The organism is Gelatiniphilus marinus, from assembly GCF_042684345.1.
GTDB classification, from domain to species: domain Bacteria; phylum Bacteroidota; class Bacteroidia; order Flavobacteriales; family Flavobacteriaceae; genus Gelatiniphilus; species Gelatiniphilus marinus.
Genome location: NZ_JBHULK010000001.1, coordinates 151,724 through 173,253, shown reverse-complemented (window position 1 = coordinate 173,253; position 21,530 = coordinate 151,724). Strand labels below are relative to the sequence as shown.

Here is a 21,530-nt window from a genome sequence, read left to right as displayed (position 1 = left end):
TTTTAAATATATAAAAATGAAATCGACTTCATTAAAATTATCATTAAAAAATACAAATGGTTTATTTTGAAAATAAGTTAGTGGTTTAATTTCGATGAACTACACAGTAAACCGCATTGTTTTTAATATATTCGCCGCACCTACTTAACATTAGCCCCAAATTTATGAAATACTTTTACTTACTTTTAGTTTTGGCAACCAGTTTAAAAATTAATGCGCAAACCGCTGGCTGCGACGAGGCGAATTCCTATCTTGTAAATGCCTATTCGCATGTAAAAGATGCTTATGAGGCCAACAACATAAGCCATTTAAAATATTATGCGAACCGCTCTTTGGAAGCCTTTAAACTATCAAAAAAAACATTAAAAGACTGTGGTTGCGAACCCGCATTAAAACTAAGCAGCAAAAGCATCGATTTACTAGCTAAAGTTGAAAATACAGAAACCTATGAAGAGGGTCGTTTTTTTGTGAAACGCGCCAGGGATGTGAGTAAAAAAAGTGTTATTGAAATTGATAAATGCGCCTATAGGAATACTACAAGTGTTGTTGAAGCGGATGAAAACACAAAGCTATCAGACTTACAAAATGAGCAATTGGCATTAAAACAACAACAAGAAGCCTTAGAGCTAAAAGCGCAACAAATAAAAAACCAATTAGCGCAACAAGAAGAAAAAGCGCTACTTTTTGAAAAAGAACAATTGGCCATTTCTTATAAAAACGCCATCGCAGATAACATAAAAACCTACAATAAGACTTTAAAGATTTGCGATTGCAACCATAAAACCCTTAAAGCCATTGATGCTGAAATAAATATTTCAGATAATAGTATTGAGGCCATACAGAGCCACTATGCCAAAACGATTAAAACCCTGACTTCTAATTATTTATCGCAACTCAGTTTATGCGGAAAATAGATTGATTTTATTTGCTGGCAAACAGTTTCACATCGGTTTCGCTAACTTCGTTTGCACCCAAAATAATCAAGCGTTCAACCACGTTGCGAAGCTCTCGAATGTTGCCCGTCCAATCGTAATCTTGCAATAATTTTACAGCCTTATCTGAAAATGCTTTTTTAACAATGCCTTGTTCGCTGGCTATTTTATCGGAAAAATAATCGATAAGCAAAGGAATGTCGTCTCTTCTATCATTTAAAGCTGGTACTTTAATTAAAATTACCGCTAATCGGTGATACAAATCTTCGCGGAATCTGCCTTCTTTTATTTCGGTTTTTAAATTTTTATTGGTGGCTGCAATTACGCGTACGTTAACCTTAATGTCTTTATCGCTACCAACACGCTGGATGCGGCTTTCTTGCAAGGCACGTAGCACCTTAGCCTGTGCCGATAAACTCATATCGCCTATTTCGTCTAAAAAAATAGTGCCGCCATTTGCTGCTTCAAATTTTCCTGCGCGGTCTTTGTTGGCACTTGTAAAAGCACCTTTTACGTGACCGAATAATTCGCTTTCGATAAGTTCGCTGGGTATGGCTGCGCAGTTTACCTCTATCATTGGGCCTTTGGAACGCTCGCTTTTTTGGTGCAACCAATGTGCAACAAGTTCTTTTCCTGTTCCGTTTGGGCCAGTAATTAACACGCGTGCATCGGTAGGTGCTACTTTTTCAATAATTTCTTTTATGTGAGAAATGGGTTTGCTCTCGCCTATCATCCGGAAATTCTTGCTCACCTTCTTTTTAAGCAGTTTGTTTTCAACCACAAGTTCCTTTTTGTCTAAAGCATTTCTTACGGTGTTTAGCAATCGGTTTAGATCCGGTGGTTTCGAAATATAATCAAAAGCACCTAAACGCATGGTGTTTACTGCGGTATCTAGATCGCCATGGCCGGAAATCATAACCATTGGTATTTCTGGCTTTATTTTTTTTACGGCTTCCAATACCTCAACACCGTCCATTTTGGGCATTTTTATATCGCATAACACCAAATCGAAATCGTCGTTTTTTATTTTTTCAGTTCCAACTAACCCGTCTTCGGCTTCTTCAACTTGATAGGCATCGTTTTCTTCAGAAAGAATTTTAACCAAAACCCTTCTAATGGCGGCCTCGTCTTCTATAATTAATATTTTAGGCATATTTTTTAAGATTATAGAGAGCGGATGAAAAACACCTTTTCTCTAGTAATAATTTATTTTAAGATTTAAAATTACTTATAATGAATGTTATAATTTCTATTTCCTTATTTCTATTTTCTTTATTGTTTTGAAATAATATGTATGTCGCGTTGCGGAAAAGGAATACTGATATTATTTTCCCTGAACAATCTATCTATTTCAAAACGAATATCGCTTTTAGGGTACTGTGCTAAAAAGCTATCGTTAATGGTAAATATAATTTTAAAATTTAACGCGCTATCTCCAAAATCTGTAAATACTACGGTTGGTTCTGGGGCACTTAATACATCGGGGTGTGTACTGGCAGCTTGCAGCAAGAGTTTTTTTACCAATTGCACATCGCTTCCGTAAGCCACACCAACACTAACCGATTCTCGGGTGGTTATATCGTTTTGGGTCCAATTGTAAAGGCTATTGGTTAAATACAGGTGGTTTGGAATTATAAGCACTTTATTATCGATAGTTACGGCACGTGTGGTGCGTAATTTAATTTCTTCAACTCGCCCTACTTTACCTTCTAGCTCTATAATATCGCCTACGTGCACAGATTGATCTACAAGCATAAAAACACCAGAAATAATATCTTGAAAAAGGGTTTGTAATGCCAAACCAACACCAAGCAATAACGCTGCCGAAGCAGCAAAAACAGCTGTAACGTTAACACCAACGGCATGTAATGTTACAAATAAAATGATAAAATAAACAACCCATCTAAAATATCCGTAAACAACTTTAAACTTATTTTTATCTTGTTTTGGTAATTTTTTAGTGATAATTTTAAAGGCCAACTTTAAAAGTAAGGTAGTAAGAAAAACAACCGAAATGATAATAATTACATCTAAAATGGATATGCTTATCTTATCGGTAAAATTGTAATGTTTTTGCCAAAACGGGCTTTGTGAAATCGATTCGCCAACCTGCTCCACACTTTTTTCAATTTTATCTACTATTTTATCTTGCATTTAATATTTAATCCATTTTATTAGTTCTTTGTAACTAGGCTTTTTTCCGTACATTAAAATACCAACTCTATAAATTTTTGCTGCAAACCAAACGGTTAGCATAAAGGTACCAATTAATAATAACAAAGATAAGAGTTGTTGCCATAAGGGCACACCAAAAGGTATGCGCATTAACATAACCACGGGCGAGGTAAACGGAATAAAAGAAAACACAGTTGACACCGTACCGTGCGGGTCTTCAATAACCGTAAAAATACCAATATAAACGGCCAAAATCAATGGCATTAATATAGGCAACATAAATTGTTGGGTATCGGTTTCGTTATCTACTGCAGCACCAATGGCTGCATAAAGTGAGCTGTATAATAAATAGCCGCATAAAAAAAAGAAAATAAAAGCTATAATTAGGTTAATAAACGGCATGTTTTGCAATGCTGTTTTAAACGATTCGAAATAAAAATTTATGCTGGAATCGTTCGAAGCCGCTTCTAAGAGTTGTTGTTGAGGCAATGATGAATCGAATAAATCAATTCCCAAAACCAACGACACGATAGTCATTAAAAGGCCTCCAAAAACCAACCAAATAACAAACTGAGTAATGCCAGCCAATGAGGTGCCTATAATTTTACCCAACATAAGCTGTACGGGTTTTACCGATGAAATGATAACCTCAATAATGCGACTTGTTTTTTCTTCAATAACGCTGCGCATAATCATATTGCCATAAATAATAATAAACATAAAAAGCAAATAACCGGCTGCAAGCCCAAAAACAAGTTTAATTACACTATCTATTTTTGATGTTTTTTCGCCTTCAAAACTTTCCTGTGCCAGATTTACGCTTATTTTAGAAGCTTCGATCTGCTCTAAATCTACACCATTGTGTTCCAGCTTGAGGTTGCTAAGTTGTTTTTCGATTTTTGATTCTAAACCAGAAATAAGTGTTAGCGATGGGGATGCATCAGAATAAAACTTAATGTGTTTTGCCAGCACATCAAAATCATCAAACCTGCCAATATGCAACAACCCGTAATTTGAGGTTTCTTTAACTATGGTTTTGGCATCGTTTAAAGACATGTTTTGAAGAATATGGTAGGTGGTATTTTCGGTATTTTTAAAAATATTTTTTACCATTTCAGATTCATCCAAAACAGAAATAACGCGGGTTTTATTATTGTTTAACTGCGATAAATAGGCTACAACCGAGATAAGCGCAATCATAATAATAGGGCTCAAAATGGTCATAATTATAAACGATTTGTTTTTAACCTTTGTTAAATATTCGCGCTTTATTATAAGTGGTAAATGGTTCATAAAAAAATCAATTATTCTGTACGGTTTGAATAAAAATATCGTTTACACTTGGGATTAATTCAACAAAATGAGTTACCTCTCCTTTTGTTGTTAAATACGACAGGAATTCGTTGGGTTTATCGGTAGTGTTAAGTTTAACGTTCAACTTTAATTCATCATTTAAGGTCTTAAAATTTGCTTTTGTAACCCTGAATTTTTCGGATAATTCTTGTTGTAAAAGTGCTTTGTTGTTTGTTTTAACACCAACTTCGTAGGTGTTGGTTTTGTATTGCCGCTTTACATCATCCAACTTACCGTCCAATATTTTGTTTGATTTGTGCAGCAGTGTAATATCGTCGCATAACTCCTCAACCGATTCCATACGGTGCGTTGAAAAAATAATAGTCGCTCCGTTATTGCGCAAACGTAAAATTTCGTCTTTAATTAAATTGGCATTTATGGGGTCGAAACCCGAGAAGGGCTCATCGAAAATTAATAGTTTTGGCTCGTGTAATACGGTTACCACAAACTGTATTTTTTGTGCCATCCCTTTAGAGAGTTCTTGGATTTTTTTGTTCCACCAATCGCCAATTTCCAAACGGTCGAACCAATATTTCAATCGGGTTTTGGCCTCGGTTTTGCTCAAGCCTTTTAATTGTGCCAAATACAAAGCCTGCTCGCCTACTTTCATAGACTTGTAAAGACCGCGTTCTTCTGGTAGATAACCAATATCCTTAATATGGTTTGGGTTTAGCAACTCGCCATCTAAATGTATTGTGCCCGTATCGGGCATGGTTATTTGGTTTATAATTCTTATTAACGTTGTTTTACCTGCACCGTTAGGTCCCAACAAGCCAAATATACTACCTTTGGGCACAACAATTGAAACGTTGTTGAGGGCTTTAAAATTGCCAAAGTTTTTAGAGACCGAATGCGTTACTAACAAATTGTCCATTTATTGATTTTTAGTGTTAGATAGGTACGGTAAATATATTAAATGTTACAACCAACGCCTCTAAATAATTGCTAAAAGATGCAGTAATTTGCTTTAAAGAAATAGACCACCGAATCTTGTTTTTTTAAAGAGGCTTAGTTTGGTTTACTCTGTTTTATGGGTCGTTTTGTGGCTTTAAAATATAGAACCTCACTAAAAACAAAACCCACCCTTAATAAATTAAGGATGGGAAAAAAATTGCTATGAAAAAGAAAAATTATCACTAAAGTTAATTAGCGATAGCCCAAATATAAGTTTTTTTTTGCAATAAAAGCTAAAACTATTTGAGAACTTTATATTTTCAAATAACTAAGAAAACATATCTTTTACTTTTTCGAAAAATGATTTATCTGAAATTTCTGGTTTGGGAGAAAAATGCTCGTCTTCTCTCATGCTTTCAAAAAATTCTTTTTGTTGTTTGTTTAATGTTTTGGGTGTCCATACGTTTACGTGCACCAAGAGGTCGCCTTTGCCATAACCGTTAATACTGGGTATTCCTTTTCCGCGTAAGCGCAAAATTTTACCTGATTGTACGCCAGCTTCAACTTTTATGCGCACTTTTCCTGTAACGGTATCTATTTCTTTTGATGTTCCTAAAACTGCATCGGGGTAACTAACATACAAATCGTAGTGCAAATTATCGCCTTCGCGCTGTAATGTTGGGTGGTTTTGCTCTTCGATGGCTACTAATAAATCGCCAGAAATACCATTTCCGGGAGCGTCGTTTCCTTTTCCAGAAACTTTAAGCTGCATACCATCTACAACACCAGCCGGTATTTTTATAGATACGGTTTCTTCGCTAAGTTTTAAACCTTGGGCATCGGCACCGGCTGGTTTATTATTTATGGTTTGTCCTGCGCCACCACAAGCATTACAAGGTGCAGACGATTGCATACGCCCTAAAATGGTGTTTGTAATACGGGTTACTTGCCCACTACCATTACAAGTAGAACAGGTTTTATATGTGGTTCCGGGTGCTTGTACTTTACGTTTTACCTTTATTTTTTTCTCTACGCCGTTGGCAATTTCCTCGAGTGTTAATTTTACGCGAATGCGCAGGTTACTGCCCTTTACACGGCGCTGACCTCCGCCAAAACCGGAAAAACCGCCACCAAATCCACCGCCAAAAATATCACCAAATTGACTGAATATATCATCCATATTCATACCGCCACCGCCAAAACCGCTGCCACCATTCTCGAAGGCTTGGTGCCCAAATTGATCGTAACGTGCCTTTTTATCGGCATCGCTTAGTACCTCGTAGGCTTCGGCAGCTTCTTTAAATTTTGTCTCTGCCTCTTTGTTGTCTGGATTTTTATCAGGGTGAAATTCTATCGCTTTTTTGCGGTATGCCTTTTTTATTTCGGCAGCACTGGCGCTTTTACCTACTCCTAATACTTCGTAATAATCTCTTTTAGCCATATTCTGTAGTAAATCCTTTTCTAATTAGAAAAAGGACTTTTTTAAATTAATTTATTTACTGCCCAATTACAACTTTGGGGAATCTTATTATTTTATCGCCTAATGTGTAGCCTTTTTCAACTACATCAATAATTTTTCCTTTTAGGTCTTTTGATGGCGCCGGCACCTGGGTAACGGCTTCGTGGTTATCGGCATTAAAATCGTCGCCTTGGTTTATTGCCATGGCTTTTAAGCCTTTATGTTCCAAAGTTTTAACTAATTTTTGATAAATTAACAATACGCCTTTACGCAATTCTTCGGCTTCTTTGTCTTCTTCAATATGTGTTATTGCCCGTTCAAAATCGTCAAGAATTGGCAATAAGGTTAGCATTACATCTTCGCTGGCAGTTGCAAACAGTTCTATACGCTCTTTAGCGGTACGACGTTTGTAGTTTTCAAATTCTGCAAACAAACGCAAGAACTTATCTTTTTCTTGTTTTATTTCGTCTTTAAGTTTTTCTTCAACAGTTTGCTTTTGGGTTTGTTCTTCCTTGTTTTCTTCAACATCAACAGTTTCTGTTTGTGTGTTTTCGGCCTCTTGGGCTTCTATATTTTTCTTATCTTTTTTAGACATTGTAAAATTAATTTATAGGCTTAACTAATTTGAGTTGGCAAAAGTACTGCCATTATTATAAAAATGTCAAAATGTCATTAAAAAAATTTTAATATTTTTTTCACACAAAAGAGCAATCATTTGATTAATTTCGCAACTCAAATCTAAAAAAATCGAAATAATGAAAAAAAGCATTGCCACACTATTTACCATAGCAACTATTGTTGTAAGTTTAAATAGCTGTAAAAACAAGGCCAAAGAAGCCAACACAAAAGACGCTGAAACGGTAGCAACTGCCGAGGCTACAGCGGAAAAATTCACAGCCAACGTAACCGAATCTACAATTGAGTGGAAAGGATTTAAACCAACAGGCTCGCACAACGGCACCATTAACATCGAGAACGGTGTACTTAGCCTAAAGGACGGAAAAATTAACAGCGGTACGTTTTTAATAGACATGAAGTCTATAACCGTTTTAGATATACCGAAAGAAGACGAAGGAAACGCAAAACTTGCTGGACATTTAAAAAACGCTGATTTTTTTGATGTTGAAAAATACCCGACTGCTGCTTTTGAAATTACCGGTTTTACAGAAACCGACGGAAAAACAATGTTATCTGGAAACTTAACCCTTAAAGAAACCAAAAACAATGTAACGTTTCCTGTAACAGTAACCAATACAGATGGTGCTGTAACCTTAACCAGCGACACCTTTACCATAGACCGCTCTAAATGGAACGTAAAATATGGCTCTAAATCGTTTTTTGACAATTTAGGCGATAAATTTATTAACGATGATATCGAGCTTAAAATTTCAGTGAAGGCCACAAAGTCTTAAACCTTTTTAAGCTTTAAACCCAAAGCCACTTTGCCAAGGTAAAGTGGCTTTTTTGTTTTTGGCATAATTTGAATTTTTCAGAAAAAAAATATAAATTTGTTTGATGCAGCAAGCAAACTAATTTTACAAACAGCCCCTACCCCAAAGCTAAAAAACCTTCAACAAAACACTAAGGCATGAAAAAAATACATTCCGTTGAAGAGTATATTGAAGAAAACGCACATTTTAGTGAAGCTTTAACCATTTTAAGGGCAATTATAAACACTACCGAACTTGAAGAAACCATAAAATGGAGCGCACCTGTATATGCTTTGAACAACAAAAATGTAATAGGCTTAGGTGCTTTTAAAAAGCATTTTGGAATTTGGTTTTTTAACGGTGTGTTTTTAAAGGACAAACACCAAATATTGGTAAATGCACAAGAGAAGAAAACAAAAGCATTACGGCAAATGCGTTTTAAATCGGTTAAAGATATTGATAAAAACATTGTTTTAGCTTATGTTAAAGAAGCCATTAAAAACCAAAAATTGGGTAAAGAAATTAAACCCGACCGCAGCAAAAAAGAAACCATTGTTCCAACAGAATTAAAAGCCGTTTTAGTTAACGATTTAAAAACCAGCTTTGATAATTTATCGGCTTATAAACAGCGTGAATATTGCGACTACATTAGTTCGGCAAAAAGAGAGACTACCAAACAAACGCGCTTAGAAAAAATAAAACCCATGATTTTAAAAGGTATAGGATTAAACGATAAATATAAAAACTGTTAACTTTTAATACCGAAAAACACCTTCGAAAATAAAAACCAAAACGTTTTTAACAACTAAAATAAACTTTTGCTCGCGTATTTGCACTGCCAAAATTTCACGACACCTATCTTAAAGCCCAAGGTTGTTATTCTTCCTACAACTTGTAATACAAAGCACATGCTAGTAGCTTTTCTATTAAAAAAAAAGACCATCTTTACAGACAGCCTTTTTCACAATTTAACCTTAATTATTAATATTTGAACTCTATTTTTATGCTACTTTAGCTTTATTTATTTTTGGGAACAACCATTTAATATTTTCAACTTTTCTTGTACGGTTTAAATATATCCTAATGTCGCTGAAACTATAAGCTAGGTTTTCTTCTAGTACATTACCCTCTAATTTAGTTTCTGTTGTATTTACAATATTAAAAGTGGCAGGATTAGCTACTGTTGGTTTTGCATCATTAATTACAGAAGCTGTAGGTTCTGTTTTATCGCTTACTGGATGTTCTTGAGCATATGCAAAAGAAAAAGAGAGCAGTACGATTAATAATGTGTAAATATTTGTTTTCATCAGATTTGGATTCGTTTGATGGTTCAAATATAAAATCACATTAAAGTTTAGCCCAATAAATTAGTTGTAACACATTGTATTTTCGATTACTAGAAAACGGTAGGTTTTCTATCGATTAATAGTTAAAAAGCGTGTTTTTTTCGTTTAAATACACCTAAAATGCATTTCATCGATGTATTCATTTCCTTAAAAGTGAAAATTGATTATCATTTTATAAAAAAACATATTTTAAAACTGATATTTTTACCAAATACACAATCCATATTATAGCTATTTCGCTCTCTATTTTAAATCTTAGATATTATATTTGCTTAAAATTATAAAGACTAATGACAGACTTACAACAAACCATTGAAAACGCTTGGAATGATAGAGCACTTTTAAAAGAAGAAACCACTACAAACGCCATAAGAAAGGTTATAGACCTTTTAGACAAAGGCGAACTGCGCGTAGCCGAACCTATTGAAACAGGATGGCAAGTAAACGAATGGGTAAAAAAAGCCGTGGTTTTATATTTTCCTATTCAAAAAATGGAAACTATTGAAGCTGGCCCGATGGAGTTCCATGATAAAATACCTTTAAAAAGTGGCTATGCAGAAAAAGGCATACGCGTTGTACCACATGCCGTTGCCAGACACGGTGCTTATATTTCCAGCGGGACTATATTAATGCCCAGTTATGTAAATATTGGTGCTTATGTTGATGAAGGCACTATGGTAGATACTTGGGCTACCGTTGGTAGCTGCGCACAAATTGGCAAAAACGTACACTTATCTGGTGGCGTTGGCATTGGCGGTGTATTAGAACCTTTGCAAGCGGCACCCGTAATTATTGAAGACAATGCCTTTATTGGCAGTCGCTGTATTGTAGTTGAAGGTGTTCGTGTTGAAACCGAAGCTGTTTTAGGCGCTGGTGTGGTTCTAACCATGAGTACAAAAATTATTGATGTTACCGGTAACGAACCTGTTGAATATAAAGGTAAAGTGCCTGCGCGTTCTGTGGTTATTCCGGGAAGTTATGCAAAAACATTCCCTTCTGGGACTTATAATGTGCCTTGTGCATTAATTATTGGAAAACGCAAAGAAAGCACCAACAAAAAAACATCGCTTAATGATGCGCTTCGTGAGCATAGTGTAGCAGTTTAATTTAGTACGCAGTAATCAGTCTTCAGTTTGCAGTAGGCTTACTGAAGACTGCCTACTGAAGACTGCAAACTGGAAAAATGAAAATTTTAGTAATACAGCAAAAAATGATTGGCGATGTGCTTACAAGCAGCATACTTTTTGAGGCACTTCGAAAAAAATATCCCAATGCCCAATTGGACTATTTGATTAACGAGCACACTTTTCCGGTTGTAAAAAATCATCCGCTTATAGATAATTTTATCTTTTTCACTAAAGAAGCAGAATCTAGTAAACTAGCACTTTTAAAGCTTGCTAAAGCTATTAGAAAGCGTGAATACGATGTCGTAATTGATGTCTATTCAAAGCTTTCCAGTAATTTGATTACGGCTTTTTCTAAAGCAAAAATCAAAATTTCCTACTACAAATATTATAGTTCGCTCTTTTATCATCATAATATAAAAAGGCAACAAAGTACTGATGAAAAAATAGGTTTAGCTATTGCCAACCGATTACAATTATTACATCCGTTAGGCATTGAAATAAAATCTGTAAAACCAAAAATTTATTTAACTGAAAAGGAAATCTCGAATAGCAAACAGTTTTTACAAAAGGAAAATATTGATTTAAATAAGCATTTATATATGATAGCTGTGTTGGGTAGTGGTGATAATAAAACCTACCCATCGCCTTTTATGGCAAAAGTTATTGATGTTATTGTTGAAAAAACAAAAGGGCAAATTTTGTTTAATTACATTCCGAAACAAGAAACTGAAGCTAAAGCCATTTTAAATTTATGCCACACCGAAACCAAAAAGCATATTAAATTTCACGTTTTCGGTAAAAGTTTAAGGGATTTTTTAGCGATAACCCACCATTGCGATGCCGTAATTGGTAACGAAGGTGGTGCTATAAATATGGCAAAAGCACTTAACATCAAAACCTTTGCTATGTATTCGCCGTGGATCGATAAAGCCTCTTGGAATCTTTTTGAAGATGAAAATAACGTAAGTGTGCATTTAAAAGATTACATGCCCGAATTGTACACAAAACCCGAAAAGGAATACAAAAATGAAGCATCAACTTTATATCAAAAATTTAAACCTGAATTGTTTATTGATAAACTTAAAGGTTTTTTAGGTAATTAATTCTATTATTATGAGATGCTGAAACAATCCCGATAGTCATCGGGACAGCATGACAAATGCTAATTTTTTAAAACCTCTAAAGCTTGCTTAACCGCAGTTTCAACAAATTGCCCTTGCATCACTTTTTCTTGCACTTTTAAAACATTGGTTTTCATTGTTTTATAATCATCTTCGGATACATTTTCTAAAATAGCATTCAAATCCTTTAAATTAGAAACCGCAATGCCCACCTTATTTTCAACTATAAAACTTGCAATAGCGGCCTTATCCCATACTATAACCGGTAGTCCGCACAACAAGTACAATGAAGTTTTATGCGGATTGTTATATTTTAAATATTCGCCTAAATCGCCACTACAAGCTTCGGTTGAAATACCATCCCAAACCAAGCCAAAATCGGCTTCAATTTTATGTGCAATTTGATCGGACGGAAAAGCACCTTCATAAAAAATAACAGATTCTTCTTCGCTCACTTTTCTTTTACTTGCATCAAAACCAATACCGTATAGTTTTAAATGATACTTGCTGTGTTCTAAAATATCAAAATCGAAAATATAGGCGTTTTTACCTTCGCCAAAACCACCGGCGTAAGCAATATCGTATTTATCTTTTTTAATTCTGTTTATATTCTGAATTGGTTTTTCATCAGAAACATAATCGAAAATACCTAAAACCACTGTGGGTATTGTTGTGCCTTGTTCTAAAAACCAAGTTTTCATAGATTCGTTGTGCACTATTATAACATCGGAACATACTATTTTAGCCAGCTCCTTTTCAACATCTTTCACTCGTCCTTTTAAGCTTCTAACATCGTGTACAATGGTTATCATTTTACAACGTTTCAGTTTCACAAAAAATAAAATCAGTTTTCTAAATTTATTATTGGGATATTGCGTGCATATTGTCGACTTAAACGGCAATCGCAACAAGGCTATGGTAATTCCGAAAAAATTCTTTATCGTACCAACGGCCGAACTAGGGATAGACGATTGTTTAAACCCAAGGTTTTTAAACCCTAAGTTTTGTAACGATATTTCGCAATCGGTTTTTGCTTTTCCGGCGGCATTAAATAACGACTTGTAATTTCTAGAAATGTAATACATATTGGCTGAAAAGTTTTTTTTAGGAAATTAATATTCTAGTTTTGTTTAAAATATAAAAGTATGCAAAAGTATGATTATTTAATTGTTGGTGCCGGATTATTTGGCTGCGTATTTGCATACGAAGCCAACAAAGCTGGAAAAAAATGCTTGGTTATCGATAAAAGAAACCATGTGGGAGGCAATGTGTACTGCGAAAATGTGGACGGTATTAACGTACATAAATACGGCGCCCATATTTTTCATACCAACGATAAACAGATTTGGGATTATGTAAACCAATTTGCGGAATTTAATAATTATGTGAATTCCCCCGTTTCAATTTCTAAAGGAAAACTGTACAATTTGCCTTTTAACATGAACACCTTTTACCAATTATGGGGCACAAAAACACCCGAGGAAGCTAAAAAAATTATAGAAAGCCAGATAAAAGAATACGGTTTTGAAAATCCGAAAAACCTAGAAGAGCAAGCCTTATCTTTAATAGGAAAAGACGTATACGAAACGCTGATAAAAGAATACACCGAAAAGCAATGGGGCAAAAAAGCAACCGAACTTCCTGCCTTTATTATCAAACGGTTACCCGTGCGTTATACCTTTAACAACAACTATTTTAGCGATAAATACCAAGGGATTCCAATAGGTGGTTACAACAAAATTATTGATGGTTTATTGGAAGGTATTGAAACAAAAACCAATGTTGATTTTTTTGAAAATAAAGAAGCATTAAGCAAATTAGCAACAAAAATTGTGTACACCGGAAAAATTGACGAATTCTATAATTATAAATTTGGGAATTTGGAATATCGTTCGCTACGTTTTGAAAATACCAGTTTGGAAAAAGAAAACCACCAAGGCAATGCCGTAGTAAATTATAACGATGGCGACATTCCGTACACCCGAATCATCGAGCATAAACATTTTGAATTTGGGAAGCAAAAACATACCGTAATAACTAAAGAATTCCCTGAACAATGGACAAAAGAAAAAGAAGCCTACTACCCTATTAATAACGACGAGAACCAAAATAAATATCAGCAATACAAAGCCTTGTCGTTACAAGAAAACAACATTATTTTTGGTGGCAGACTTGCCGAATATAAATATTACGACATGCATCAAATAATAGCTTCAGCGTTACAAAAAGTTAAAAAGGAACTTAATTAATTATATAACAAAACGATACTCCTAAATTGAAGAATTCTAACAAAATATCAGCTTTACTCATCACTTATAACGAAATCAATCATATAGAATACGTAATAAATAATATAAATTTTGCTGATGAAATTATAGTTGTAGATTCTTTTAGCACAGACGGAACGCTTGAAAAGTTAGCTAAACTTGAACATGTAACCACCATAAAACGTGCATTTAAAAACTTTGCTGATCAAAGAAATTTTGCCATAAAACAAGCGGCTCACGATTGGGTTTTGTTTATTGATGCCGATGAACGCTTAACCGATAAATTAAAAACCGAAATAATTACCACAGTAAACAACCCAACTGATATTGCGGCATTTATGGTTAAGCGCTTGTATTATTTTAAGAAAAAAAGAATACGGTTTAGTGGCTTTCAAACCGATACCACTTACCTTTGTTCAAAAAAAACAAGGCAAAATATATTGAAGATAAAATAGTGCACGAAATGCCCAAAATTGATGGCATCGGCATTGCAAAAAGCTAAAAAAGAATTAAGCTGAAATAATTACTTTTAACAAAATAAAACACAATCCATGATTAAACTTTCAGGTGTTATAATTACATATAACGAAGAGGAACATTTAGAAAAATGTTTAGCATCCTTGGTAGATGTTGTTGATGAAATTGTTGTTGTTGATTCTTTTTCAACCGATAAAACACCTGAAATATGCAAAGCTTACAATGTAACCTTTATTCAACATGAATTCGAGGGTTATATCGAGCAAAAAAATTATGCGCTTTCGCTTGCTACTCACAATTATATTTTATCATTAGATGGTGATGAAGCTTTATCTGATATGCTTAAAAAATCCATCTTAAAAGTAAAAGAAAATTGGGTTTTTGATGGTTATTATTGTAACCGATTAAATAATTATTGCGGGCAATGGATTAAACATTCCGATTGGTATCCCGACAAAAAATTAAGGCTATTTAAAAAAGGAAGCGGCGAATGGAAAGGCATAAACCCGCACGATACTTATACATTAAAAAAGGGGTTAAAATCAGGTAAACTTAAAGGCGATTTGTTGCATTGGATTTACAGAGATTACCAAGAACACAATTTAAAAGTTGAGAAATTTTCTACCATAGCCGCCAATGCTTATCACAAATTGGGCAAAAAATCATCGTTATTTAAAATTGTTTTTAGACCATCCTGGGCATTTTTTAAAGCCTACTTTTTACGTTTTGGTTTTTTAGATGGTTTAAATGGTTTTGTTATTTGTGTACAAACCTTTAACGTTACTTTTTTAAAATACATTAAACTTTATGAGCTACATAAAAAATGAATAATTATAAGCGTTTCCAAAATTTAAGTTTCTTTTTTAAGCGTCTTTTTCGGTGGTATTTTTCTTGAAAAGCTTCGGTTTCCTGCCACATTAAATTAAAAATAGCATCGTAATTTTTACCTGAGCATTTAGCATATTCATCACTCATCACCTCAACCATGGATTTATGGATGGTTAATTTTGAGAAATTCTTAATCCGCGTTTCAAAATCCAAGGTTTTAAATTCCATCCGGTTTAAATCCACCAAATAAAAATCGTAACCTTTTTCGTTTTTTTTGATTAAGGTATTTCCAGGGGAATGATCTAAAAAATGAACCCCTTTTTCATGCAAATTGAATGTAAATCGAGTAAAAGCTCTGAGAATATCATCGTAATTTGGGATGTTAAAATCCGTTGTTAATTCCCGGTACGTGTAATCGCAATCCACCTGCTCGCTTATATAATAGCTTTTTTTGAATAAAAACGGGGTTTTAAATTCGTAATACGCCACAGGGTGCGGAGTGCCGATGTTTAAATCTTTAAGCTTATTGGCGTATTCGAAAGAGCGTTGCGCTTTGCTTTTTCTAAAAAAACGATACGCGATTTTATTGATTAAGTGCGGTACCTTAAACGATTTAACGTTAATCGTTTCTTTGCCCAATTGAAATAATTTGAGTGAATTTCGTTCTTGATTGCCAAAATCTTCACCAAGCACATCAAAATTTTCGATGAAATTATCGAGCTCGCTTTCAAACGATTTGTAGGCTTTATGAAAGACTTTCTTCATTTGTACAAAATTTTATAATCCATGGATTTGGCTTTGTTTATGTAAGATTTTATGGCTAATCATTGTTAAATACCCATTATGGGCTTTCATATGGCAATATTACAATTACTTTTTTCTTTTAAAAAATCTAAACCATTTCATACTTTATTTATTTTCTTTGTAAAAAACACAGCATGCAGCATATTTTTTTAGAATCTCACAATATTAAAAACCAACATTTTGGCTTTGGCCAGTTTAATTACCATTTAATAAAAGGGCTATATAACGCAAATATTGAGGACTTTAAAATTACGCTTCATGCCAAAGACACCCATGTTTTAAAGGAAGAATTCGGTACTTATTTTAACTATAAAAAATACTATTCGTTACGACGACACAAAGCTTTCAGGATAAGAAAAAAATACGATTTATGGCATTGTTTAAACCAGAATATTAAAATTGAGCCGCATCACGATATTCCGTATTTGTTAACGGTACACGATGTTAATTTTATTGATGAGGTTTCAAACGACTTAAACCATGAAAGGAACATTAAATTTCAAAACAAATTAAACCGAAGTTCTGCTATTACCTACATTTCAGAATACGCCAAACAATCTACCCATCAATATTTTAAGGTACCAAATGTACCGGAATATGTTATTTATAACGGCAACCCGATTATCGATATTGAAATTCCCGAAAACCATAAACCTAAACTAACCTCTAAAAAACCGTATTTATTTAGCATTGGCGAATTTACTGAACGTAAAAATTTTCACGCTTTAGTTGAAATGTTAGCGTTTTTACCTGAATATAATTTAATCCTTTCGGGAAATAATAATACGGAGTATGCCAATAGCACTTTGCAAAACACGATAAGAGAATTAAAACTGGAAAATCGCGTTATCATCACCGGAAAAATATCAGAACTCGACAAACAATATTACATGCAAAACTGCGATGCATTCGTGTTTCCGTCGTTGCGCGAAGGGTTTGGTATTCCGCCTATTGAAGCCATGCGATTTGGAAAACCCGTTTTTCTGTCAAACAACACCTCGTTACCCGAAATTGGTGGTAAACACGCTTTTTATTGGAATAATTTCGAACCCAATTACATGGCAGAAATTTTAAAAGAAGGTTTAGACACCTTCAAAAAAAACAAAACCGAATTATCCCAAAATTACATAAAACACGCCAAAAGTTTTAATTGGAATGACACCGCAAAACAATATATTGAAGTTTATAAAAGCATTTTATTTAAAAAGTAAATCCTAAATTTGCTACCTAACCACTAAAAAAACTGATAATGATCTTTACTATAATTATTGCCGTTATTCTGTTGGCAGTCTTGATTCACTACGGCATTAAATTCGCAAAGCACAAATCATTATATCCGTTTATGCCCTTTAAATATAATTTTAGGCGACGCCGAATCACTTTTGCAAAAACGCTTAAATTACTCGACGAAAGAAACGTTAAAACCATTGTTGAAACGGGCACTTCCCGAGAAGGCTTAAATAATACCAAAGGCGATGGTAGCGCCACTATAGTTTTTGGCAAATGGGCGCAACAAAACCAAGCCAAAATGCACTCTGTTGATATTAGCGAAGATTCGGTAAAAGGCTCGCAAAGCGAAGTAGATAACCAAAATTTAAACGATACGGTTACGGTGCATTTAAACGATTCTTTAGCGTTTTTAAAAACCTTTGATAAACCCGTAGATTTTTTGTACTTAGATAGTTACGACTACTCGAAAACCGATACAGAGATTCAAACGAAAAGTCAGGAACACCATTTAAAGGAATTCAAAATTATTGAAGATAAATTGCATAAAGATTCCATTGTACTTATCGACGATTGTGGTTTACCAGGAGGCGGAAAAGGCAAAACCGTAATCGCCTATATGCTTGAAAAAAACTGGAAAATCTTAATTAACGCCTATCAAGTTTTACTAGTGAAAAAAGAGAGTCTTTCTTAATATTTTTTATGAATACCGAAATTAAAAACGCACTACAAGTCTTAAAAAACGGCGGTCTCATCCTGTACCCCACCGATACCGTTTGGGGCATTGGCTGCGATGCCAACAACCCAGAAGCGGTTAAAAAAGTGTACCAACTAAAACAGCGCGAAGACAGCAAAGCCTTAATTTGTTTGGTTGCCGACGATAGAATGCTAACAAAATACGTAAAAAAAATACCCGAAGCCGCACATAGCATCATCGATATTTCTGAAAAACCAATAACTATAATTTACGACGATGCCCAAAATTTAGCCTCAAATTTAATTGCAGCCGATGGCACAATAGCCATCCGTATTCCCGACGATGATTTTTGCTATCAATTATCAAGAAAACTCAACGGTGCCATTGTTTCTACCTCGGCGAATGTTAGCGGACAACCAACGCCAAAATCGTTTAAAGAAATAACACCTGCCATTTTAAAAGGTGTGGACTATGTTGTAAATTTGCATCACGAAAAAATCTGCGACAAGCCCTCTTCAATAATTAAATTGAGCAATAGCGGGATTGTTAAAGTGATTCGGGAGTAAAAACCCAAATTTTAAAACACCAAATTCCAATCGAAACCGACTTGGAATTTGGAATTTATTTTTTTGGAATTTACTAAATGAACCTCGATGGATTTAAAATCCATGGTTTTTAATATAAGAATGAAATTCTTTTTGAGGGCGTGTCATTCCGACAGAGCAAAGCGACCAGGAATCTCATAGTTTTGAATTTACGATGAGATTTCTCACGGTGTTCGAAATAACAAATACCCTCAAAAGTTTACAGAAAATAAAGCAACTGCAATATTCCCGAAGTTTCGGGAGAGGCAACAAAAAAAAATGAACTACAAAGAAGCATTACAACATAATATCTTTAAAATTATATCCCAATCTGCTAAAACATTAAATTTAGATAGCTATGTTATTGGTGGTTTTGTTCGCGATTTTATTTTAAACCGAGGAGACGCTAAAGACATAGATATTGTTGCGATTGGTAGCGGCATTGAACTCGCAAAACAAGTCGCCAAAAATTTACCCAACAAACCCAAAGTACAAATCTTTAAAACTTATGGTACAGCCATGCTACGCCACAATGATATTGAAATAGAATTTGTTGGCGCACGCAAAGAATCTTATTATGAAAACAGCAGAAATCCTGTTGTAGAAAATGGTACTTTACAAGATGACCAAAACCGCCGTGATTTTACAATTAATGCGTTGGCTTTAGATTTAAGCGAAGAGAAATTCGGTGATTTACTCGACCCGTTTAACGGGATTGAAGATTTAAAAAATCAAATTATAAAAACACCTTTAAATCCTGATATTACTTATAGCGACGACCCTCTACGCATGATGCGCGCCATACGTTTTGCCACGCAACTCGATTTTAAAATTGAAGCAAAGTCATTAAAATCCATTTCAAAAAACAGCCATCGCATTAAAATTATAACCAACGAGCGTATTGTTGTCGAGCTTCATAAAATCTTGGAAAGCAAAACACCTTCAACGGGGTTTTTACTATTGGAAAAAACCGGATTGTTAAAATATATATTGCCAGAACTTACTGCTTTAAAAGGCATTGACGAAATTGAAGGCCAACGCCATAAAGACAATTTTTACCACACTTTAGAGGTGGTCGATAATATTGCAAAAAACACCGATAACCTGTGGTTGCGCTGGGCCGCTCTGTTGCACGATATTGGTAAGGCACCAACAAAAAAATTCAACAAAAAAGTGGGGTGGACTTTCCATGGGCACGAGTTTGAAGGCTCAAAAATGGTGTATCGTTTATTCAAAAGATTAAAAATGCCTTTAAATGACAAAATGAAATTTGTACAAAAAATGGTATTTATGAGTTCCAGACCTATTGCTTTGGCACAAGACGTTACAGATTCTGCTGTGCGCCGTTTGGTCTTTGATGCTGGCGAATATATAGAGGATTTAATGACACTATGCGAAGCGGATATTACTACTAAAAACCCTAAAAAGTTCGCTAAATACCACAATAACTTTAAAATAGTTCGAGAAAAAATAACAGAAGTTGAAGCCCGCGACCATGTTCGAAATTTCCAGCCACCAATTTCTGGTGAAGAAATCATGAAAGCCTTCAACTTAAAACCATCACGCGAAATTGGCATTATAAAAGAAACCATAAAAGAAGCTATTTTAGAAGGCGATATCCCAAATGAATACGAAGCTGCATATCAGCTTATGTTAAAAGAAGGAGAACGATTGGGTTTGCGAATAGTGAATAATGAATAGTGAATAGTGAATAGTGAATAGTGAATAGTGAAATTAAATATTTCTGAATTCGTGATAAAACAAAAAAAAGACAACAAAAAAGTTATTTACTGGCTGTTAACGGGCTGTGTGCTTATTTTTATAATGGTAGTAGTTGGTGGCATAACCAGACTTACAGACTCGGGCTTATCGATGTCTAATTACAGATTGATAACAGGCACCATTCCACCATTAAACGATGCTGAATGGCAAGCCGCCTTCGAGCTTTACAAACAATACCCAGAGTACCAAAAACTACACTCTCATTTCACCTTAAGCGATTTTAAAAACATCTATTTCTGGGAATGGCTTCACCGTGTTATTGGCAGGTTTATTGGTTTGGTATTTATAATTCCGTTTTTATATTTTATAATTACCAAACAGCTCACCAAAAAAACCATTAAAAAGTGCTTGGTTTTATTGGTTCTTGGTGGGTTTCAGGGGTTTTTAGGCTGGTACATGGTAAAAAGCGGTTTGGTTGATATGCCCGATGTAAGCCATTACCGTTTAGCTGCACATTTAACTACGGCTTTCCTTACTTTTGCAGCTACGCTTTGGGTGGCCTTAGATTTAATTTACCCAAACAAAAAAACAATAAATATAAAGTTTAGAAACCTTATAATTATTAGTTATCTCATTCTTATTATCCAAATTATTTACGGTGCTTTTGTGGCAGGATTAAAAGCGGGGCTGTTGCACAATCATTGGCCATTGATGAATGAAAATAAATTTATGCACCACACGGTTTATATTCTCGAACCGTTTTACAAAAACCTTATTGAAAACCCAAGTGGCATTCAATTTATTCACCGAATTTTGGCGTATTTGGTTGTAATATCTATTGCATTATTATGGTTTATGGCCCGAAAAACACCAATTACCAAACTTCAAAGAAAAGGTATAAATTCGCTACAGATTCTAGTTGCTTTTCAGTTTTTACTTGGCGTTTTAACAATACTCTACGCAGTGCCGTTATGGTTAGGTATCGCCCATCAAATAGGTGCTTTTTTTCTATTAAGTGCGATGACATTTACTTTGCACCGTTTTAGCAAATAATTTAAAAGACTTATCTTTGCACCAATAATTTTTT

The 21,530-nt window shown here is 34.5% G+C and carries 22 protein-coding genes; 13 read left to right on the top strand and 9 right to left on the bottom strand.

Going from position 1 to position 21,530, the window contains the following annotated elements:
- Positions 1-164 precede the first annotated feature (164 nt).
- A complete protein-coding gene (locus ACFSQS_RS00785) occupies positions 165-914 on the top strand; it encodes a hypothetical protein (RefSeq protein ID WP_388012586.1) in 750 nt (249 codons plus the stop codon).
- A gap of 7 nt (positions 915-921) precedes the next feature.
- Here the strand turns inward: ACFSQS_RS00785 and ACFSQS_RS00780 are convergent, their stop codons facing one another.
- The 6 genes from ACFSQS_RS00780 to ACFSQS_RS00755 all read right to left on the bottom strand — a co-directional run bounded on the left by ACFSQS_RS00780 (position 922) and on the right by ACFSQS_RS00755 (position 7,408).
- A complete protein-coding gene (locus ACFSQS_RS00780; RefSeq protein ID WP_388012583.1) occupies positions 922-2,085 on the bottom strand; it encodes a sigma-54-dependent transcriptional regulator in 1,164 nt (387 codons plus the stop codon).
- Between the two features lie 119 nt (positions 2,086-2,204).
- Positions 2,205-3,086, bottom strand: a complete 882-nt coding sequence (locus ACFSQS_RS00775) for a mechanosensitive ion channel family protein (RefSeq protein WP_388012580.1) — start codon at positions 3,084-3,086, stop codon at positions 2,205-2,207.
- Entirely contained in the window at positions 3,087-4,400 is a 1,314-nt protein-coding gene (locus tag ACFSQS_RS00770) for an ABC transporter permease (protein ID WP_388012577.1), read from the bottom strand.
- Positions 4,401-4,407: 7 nt separating this feature from the next.
- A complete protein-coding gene (locus ACFSQS_RS00765; RefSeq protein WP_388012574.1) occupies positions 4,408-5,334 on the bottom strand; it encodes an ABC transporter ATP-binding protein in 927 nt (308 codons plus the stop codon).
- Between the two features lie 348 nt (positions 5,335-5,682).
- Positions 5,683-6,795: a molecular chaperone DnaJ gene (dnaJ, locus tag ACFSQS_RS00760; RefSeq protein WP_388012571.1), complete on the bottom strand. Its 1,113-nt coding sequence runs from the start codon at positions 6,793-6,795 to the stop codon at positions 5,683-5,685.
- 55 nt (positions 6,796-6,850) lie between these two features.
- Entirely contained in the window at positions 6,851-7,408 is a 558-nt protein-coding gene (locus tag ACFSQS_RS00755) for a nucleotide exchange factor GrpE (protein WP_388012568.1), read from the bottom strand.
- Between the two features lie 160 nt (positions 7,409-7,568).
- Between ACFSQS_RS00755 and ACFSQS_RS00750 the strand changes: the two genes are divergently transcribed.
- Entirely contained in the window at positions 7,569-8,225 is a 657-nt protein-coding gene (locus ACFSQS_RS00750) for a YceI family protein (protein ID WP_388012565.1), read from the top strand.
- A gap of 176 nt (positions 8,226-8,401) precedes the next feature.
- The gene (locus tag ACFSQS_RS00745; protein ID WP_388012562.1) at positions 8,402-8,995 is read left to right on the top strand and encodes a YdeI/OmpD-associated family protein; all 594 of its coding nucleotides are present in this window, start codon (positions 8,402-8,404) and stop codon (positions 8,993-8,995) included.
- 249 nt (positions 8,996-9,244) lie between these two features.
- On the opposite strand, the gene ACFSQS_RS00740 is transcribed toward ACFSQS_RS00745, so the two are convergent.
- Positions 9,245-9,550 carry a hypothetical protein gene (locus tag ACFSQS_RS00740; protein WP_388012559.1) on the bottom strand — a complete coding sequence of 102 codons (306 nt, stop codon included), beginning with the start codon at positions 9,548-9,550 and terminating at the stop codon, positions 9,245-9,247.
- A gap of 329 nt (positions 9,551-9,879) precedes the next feature.
- Between ACFSQS_RS00740 and ACFSQS_RS00735 the strand changes: the two genes are divergently transcribed.
- Together ACFSQS_RS00735 and ACFSQS_RS00730 are read left to right on the top strand one after the other, a co-directional pair.
- Positions 9,880-10,695 carry a 2,3,4,5-tetrahydropyridine-2,6-dicarboxylate N-succinyltransferase gene (locus ACFSQS_RS00735; protein ID WP_388012556.1) on the top strand — a complete coding sequence of 272 codons (816 nt, stop codon included), beginning with the start codon at positions 9,880-9,882 and terminating at the stop codon, positions 10,693-10,695.
- 77 nt (positions 10,696-10,772) lie between these two features.
- Positions 10,773-11,819: a glycosyltransferase family 9 protein gene (locus tag ACFSQS_RS00730; protein WP_388012553.1), complete on the top strand. Its 1,047-nt coding sequence runs from the start codon at positions 10,773-10,775 to the stop codon at positions 11,817-11,819.
- A gap of 59 nt (positions 11,820-11,878) precedes the next feature.
- Here the strand turns inward: ACFSQS_RS00730 and ACFSQS_RS00725 are convergent, their stop codons facing one another.
- Positions 11,879-12,922: a beta-1,6-galactofuranosyltransferase gene (locus ACFSQS_RS00725; protein ID WP_388012550.1), complete on the bottom strand. Its 1,044-nt coding sequence runs from the start codon at positions 12,920-12,922 to the stop codon at positions 11,879-11,881.
- Between the two features lie 60 nt (positions 12,923-12,982).
- Here ACFSQS_RS00725 and glf point away from each other — a divergent pair, with 60 nt between their 5' ends.
- The 3 genes from glf (at position 12,983) to ACFSQS_RS00710 (ending at position 15,408) form a co-directional block, all read left to right on the top strand.
- On the top strand, positions 12,983-14,086 hold the full coding sequence (gene glf, locus ACFSQS_RS00720; protein ID WP_388012547.1) for a UDP-galactopyranose mutase: 1,104 nt from the start codon (positions 12,983-12,985) through the stop codon (positions 14,084-14,086).
- A 26-nt stretch (positions 14,087-14,112) separates the two neighbouring features.
- A complete protein-coding gene (locus tag ACFSQS_RS00715) occupies positions 14,113-14,559 on the top strand; it encodes a glycosyltransferase family 2 protein (RefSeq protein WP_388012544.1) in 447 nt (148 codons plus the stop codon).
- A 96-nt stretch (positions 14,560-14,655) separates the two neighbouring features.
- Entirely contained in the window at positions 14,656-15,408 is a 753-nt protein-coding gene (locus tag ACFSQS_RS00710) for a glycosyltransferase family 2 protein (RefSeq protein ID WP_388012541.1), read from the top strand.
- A 4-nt stretch (positions 15,409-15,412) separates the two neighbouring features.
- On the opposite strand, the gene ACFSQS_RS00705 is transcribed toward ACFSQS_RS00710, so the two are convergent.
- Entirely contained in the window at positions 15,413-16,174 is a 762-nt protein-coding gene (locus ACFSQS_RS00705) for a lipopolysaccharide kinase InaA family protein (RefSeq protein ID WP_388012538.1), read from the bottom strand.
- Between the two features lie 173 nt (positions 16,175-16,347).
- Here ACFSQS_RS00705 and ACFSQS_RS00700 point away from each other — a divergent pair, with 173 nt between their 5' ends.
- From ACFSQS_RS00700 to ACFSQS_RS00680, 5 genes are all read left to right on the top strand, one after another.
- Positions 16,348-17,424 (top strand): glycosyltransferase family 4 protein, encoded by a 1,077-nt coding sequence (locus ACFSQS_RS00700; protein ID WP_388012535.1) that lies wholly within the window; start codon positions 16,348-16,350, stop codon positions 17,422-17,424.
- Between the two features lie 38 nt (positions 17,425-17,462).
- Positions 17,463-18,134, top strand: coding sequence for a class I SAM-dependent methyltransferase (locus ACFSQS_RS00695; RefSeq protein WP_388012532.1), 672 nt, complete (start codon positions 17,463-17,465; stop codon positions 18,132-18,134).
- An 8-nt stretch (positions 18,135-18,142) separates the two neighbouring features.
- Positions 18,143-18,703, top strand: coding sequence for an L-threonylcarbamoyladenylate synthase (locus tag ACFSQS_RS00690; protein ID WP_388012529.1), 561 nt, complete (start codon positions 18,143-18,145; stop codon positions 18,701-18,703).
- 297 nt (positions 18,704-19,000) lie between these two features.
- Positions 19,001-20,422, top strand: a complete 1,422-nt coding sequence (locus ACFSQS_RS00685; RefSeq protein WP_388012526.1) for a CCA tRNA nucleotidyltransferase — start codon at positions 19,001-19,003, stop codon at positions 20,420-20,422.
- Positions 20,423-20,476: 54 nt separating this feature from the next.
- Complete coding sequence (locus tag ACFSQS_RS00680) at positions 20,477-21,496, top strand: COX15/CtaA family protein (RefSeq protein WP_388015091.1); 1,020 nt, start codon at positions 20,477-20,479, stop codon at positions 21,494-21,496.
- Positions 21,497-21,530: the final 34 nt, after the last annotated feature.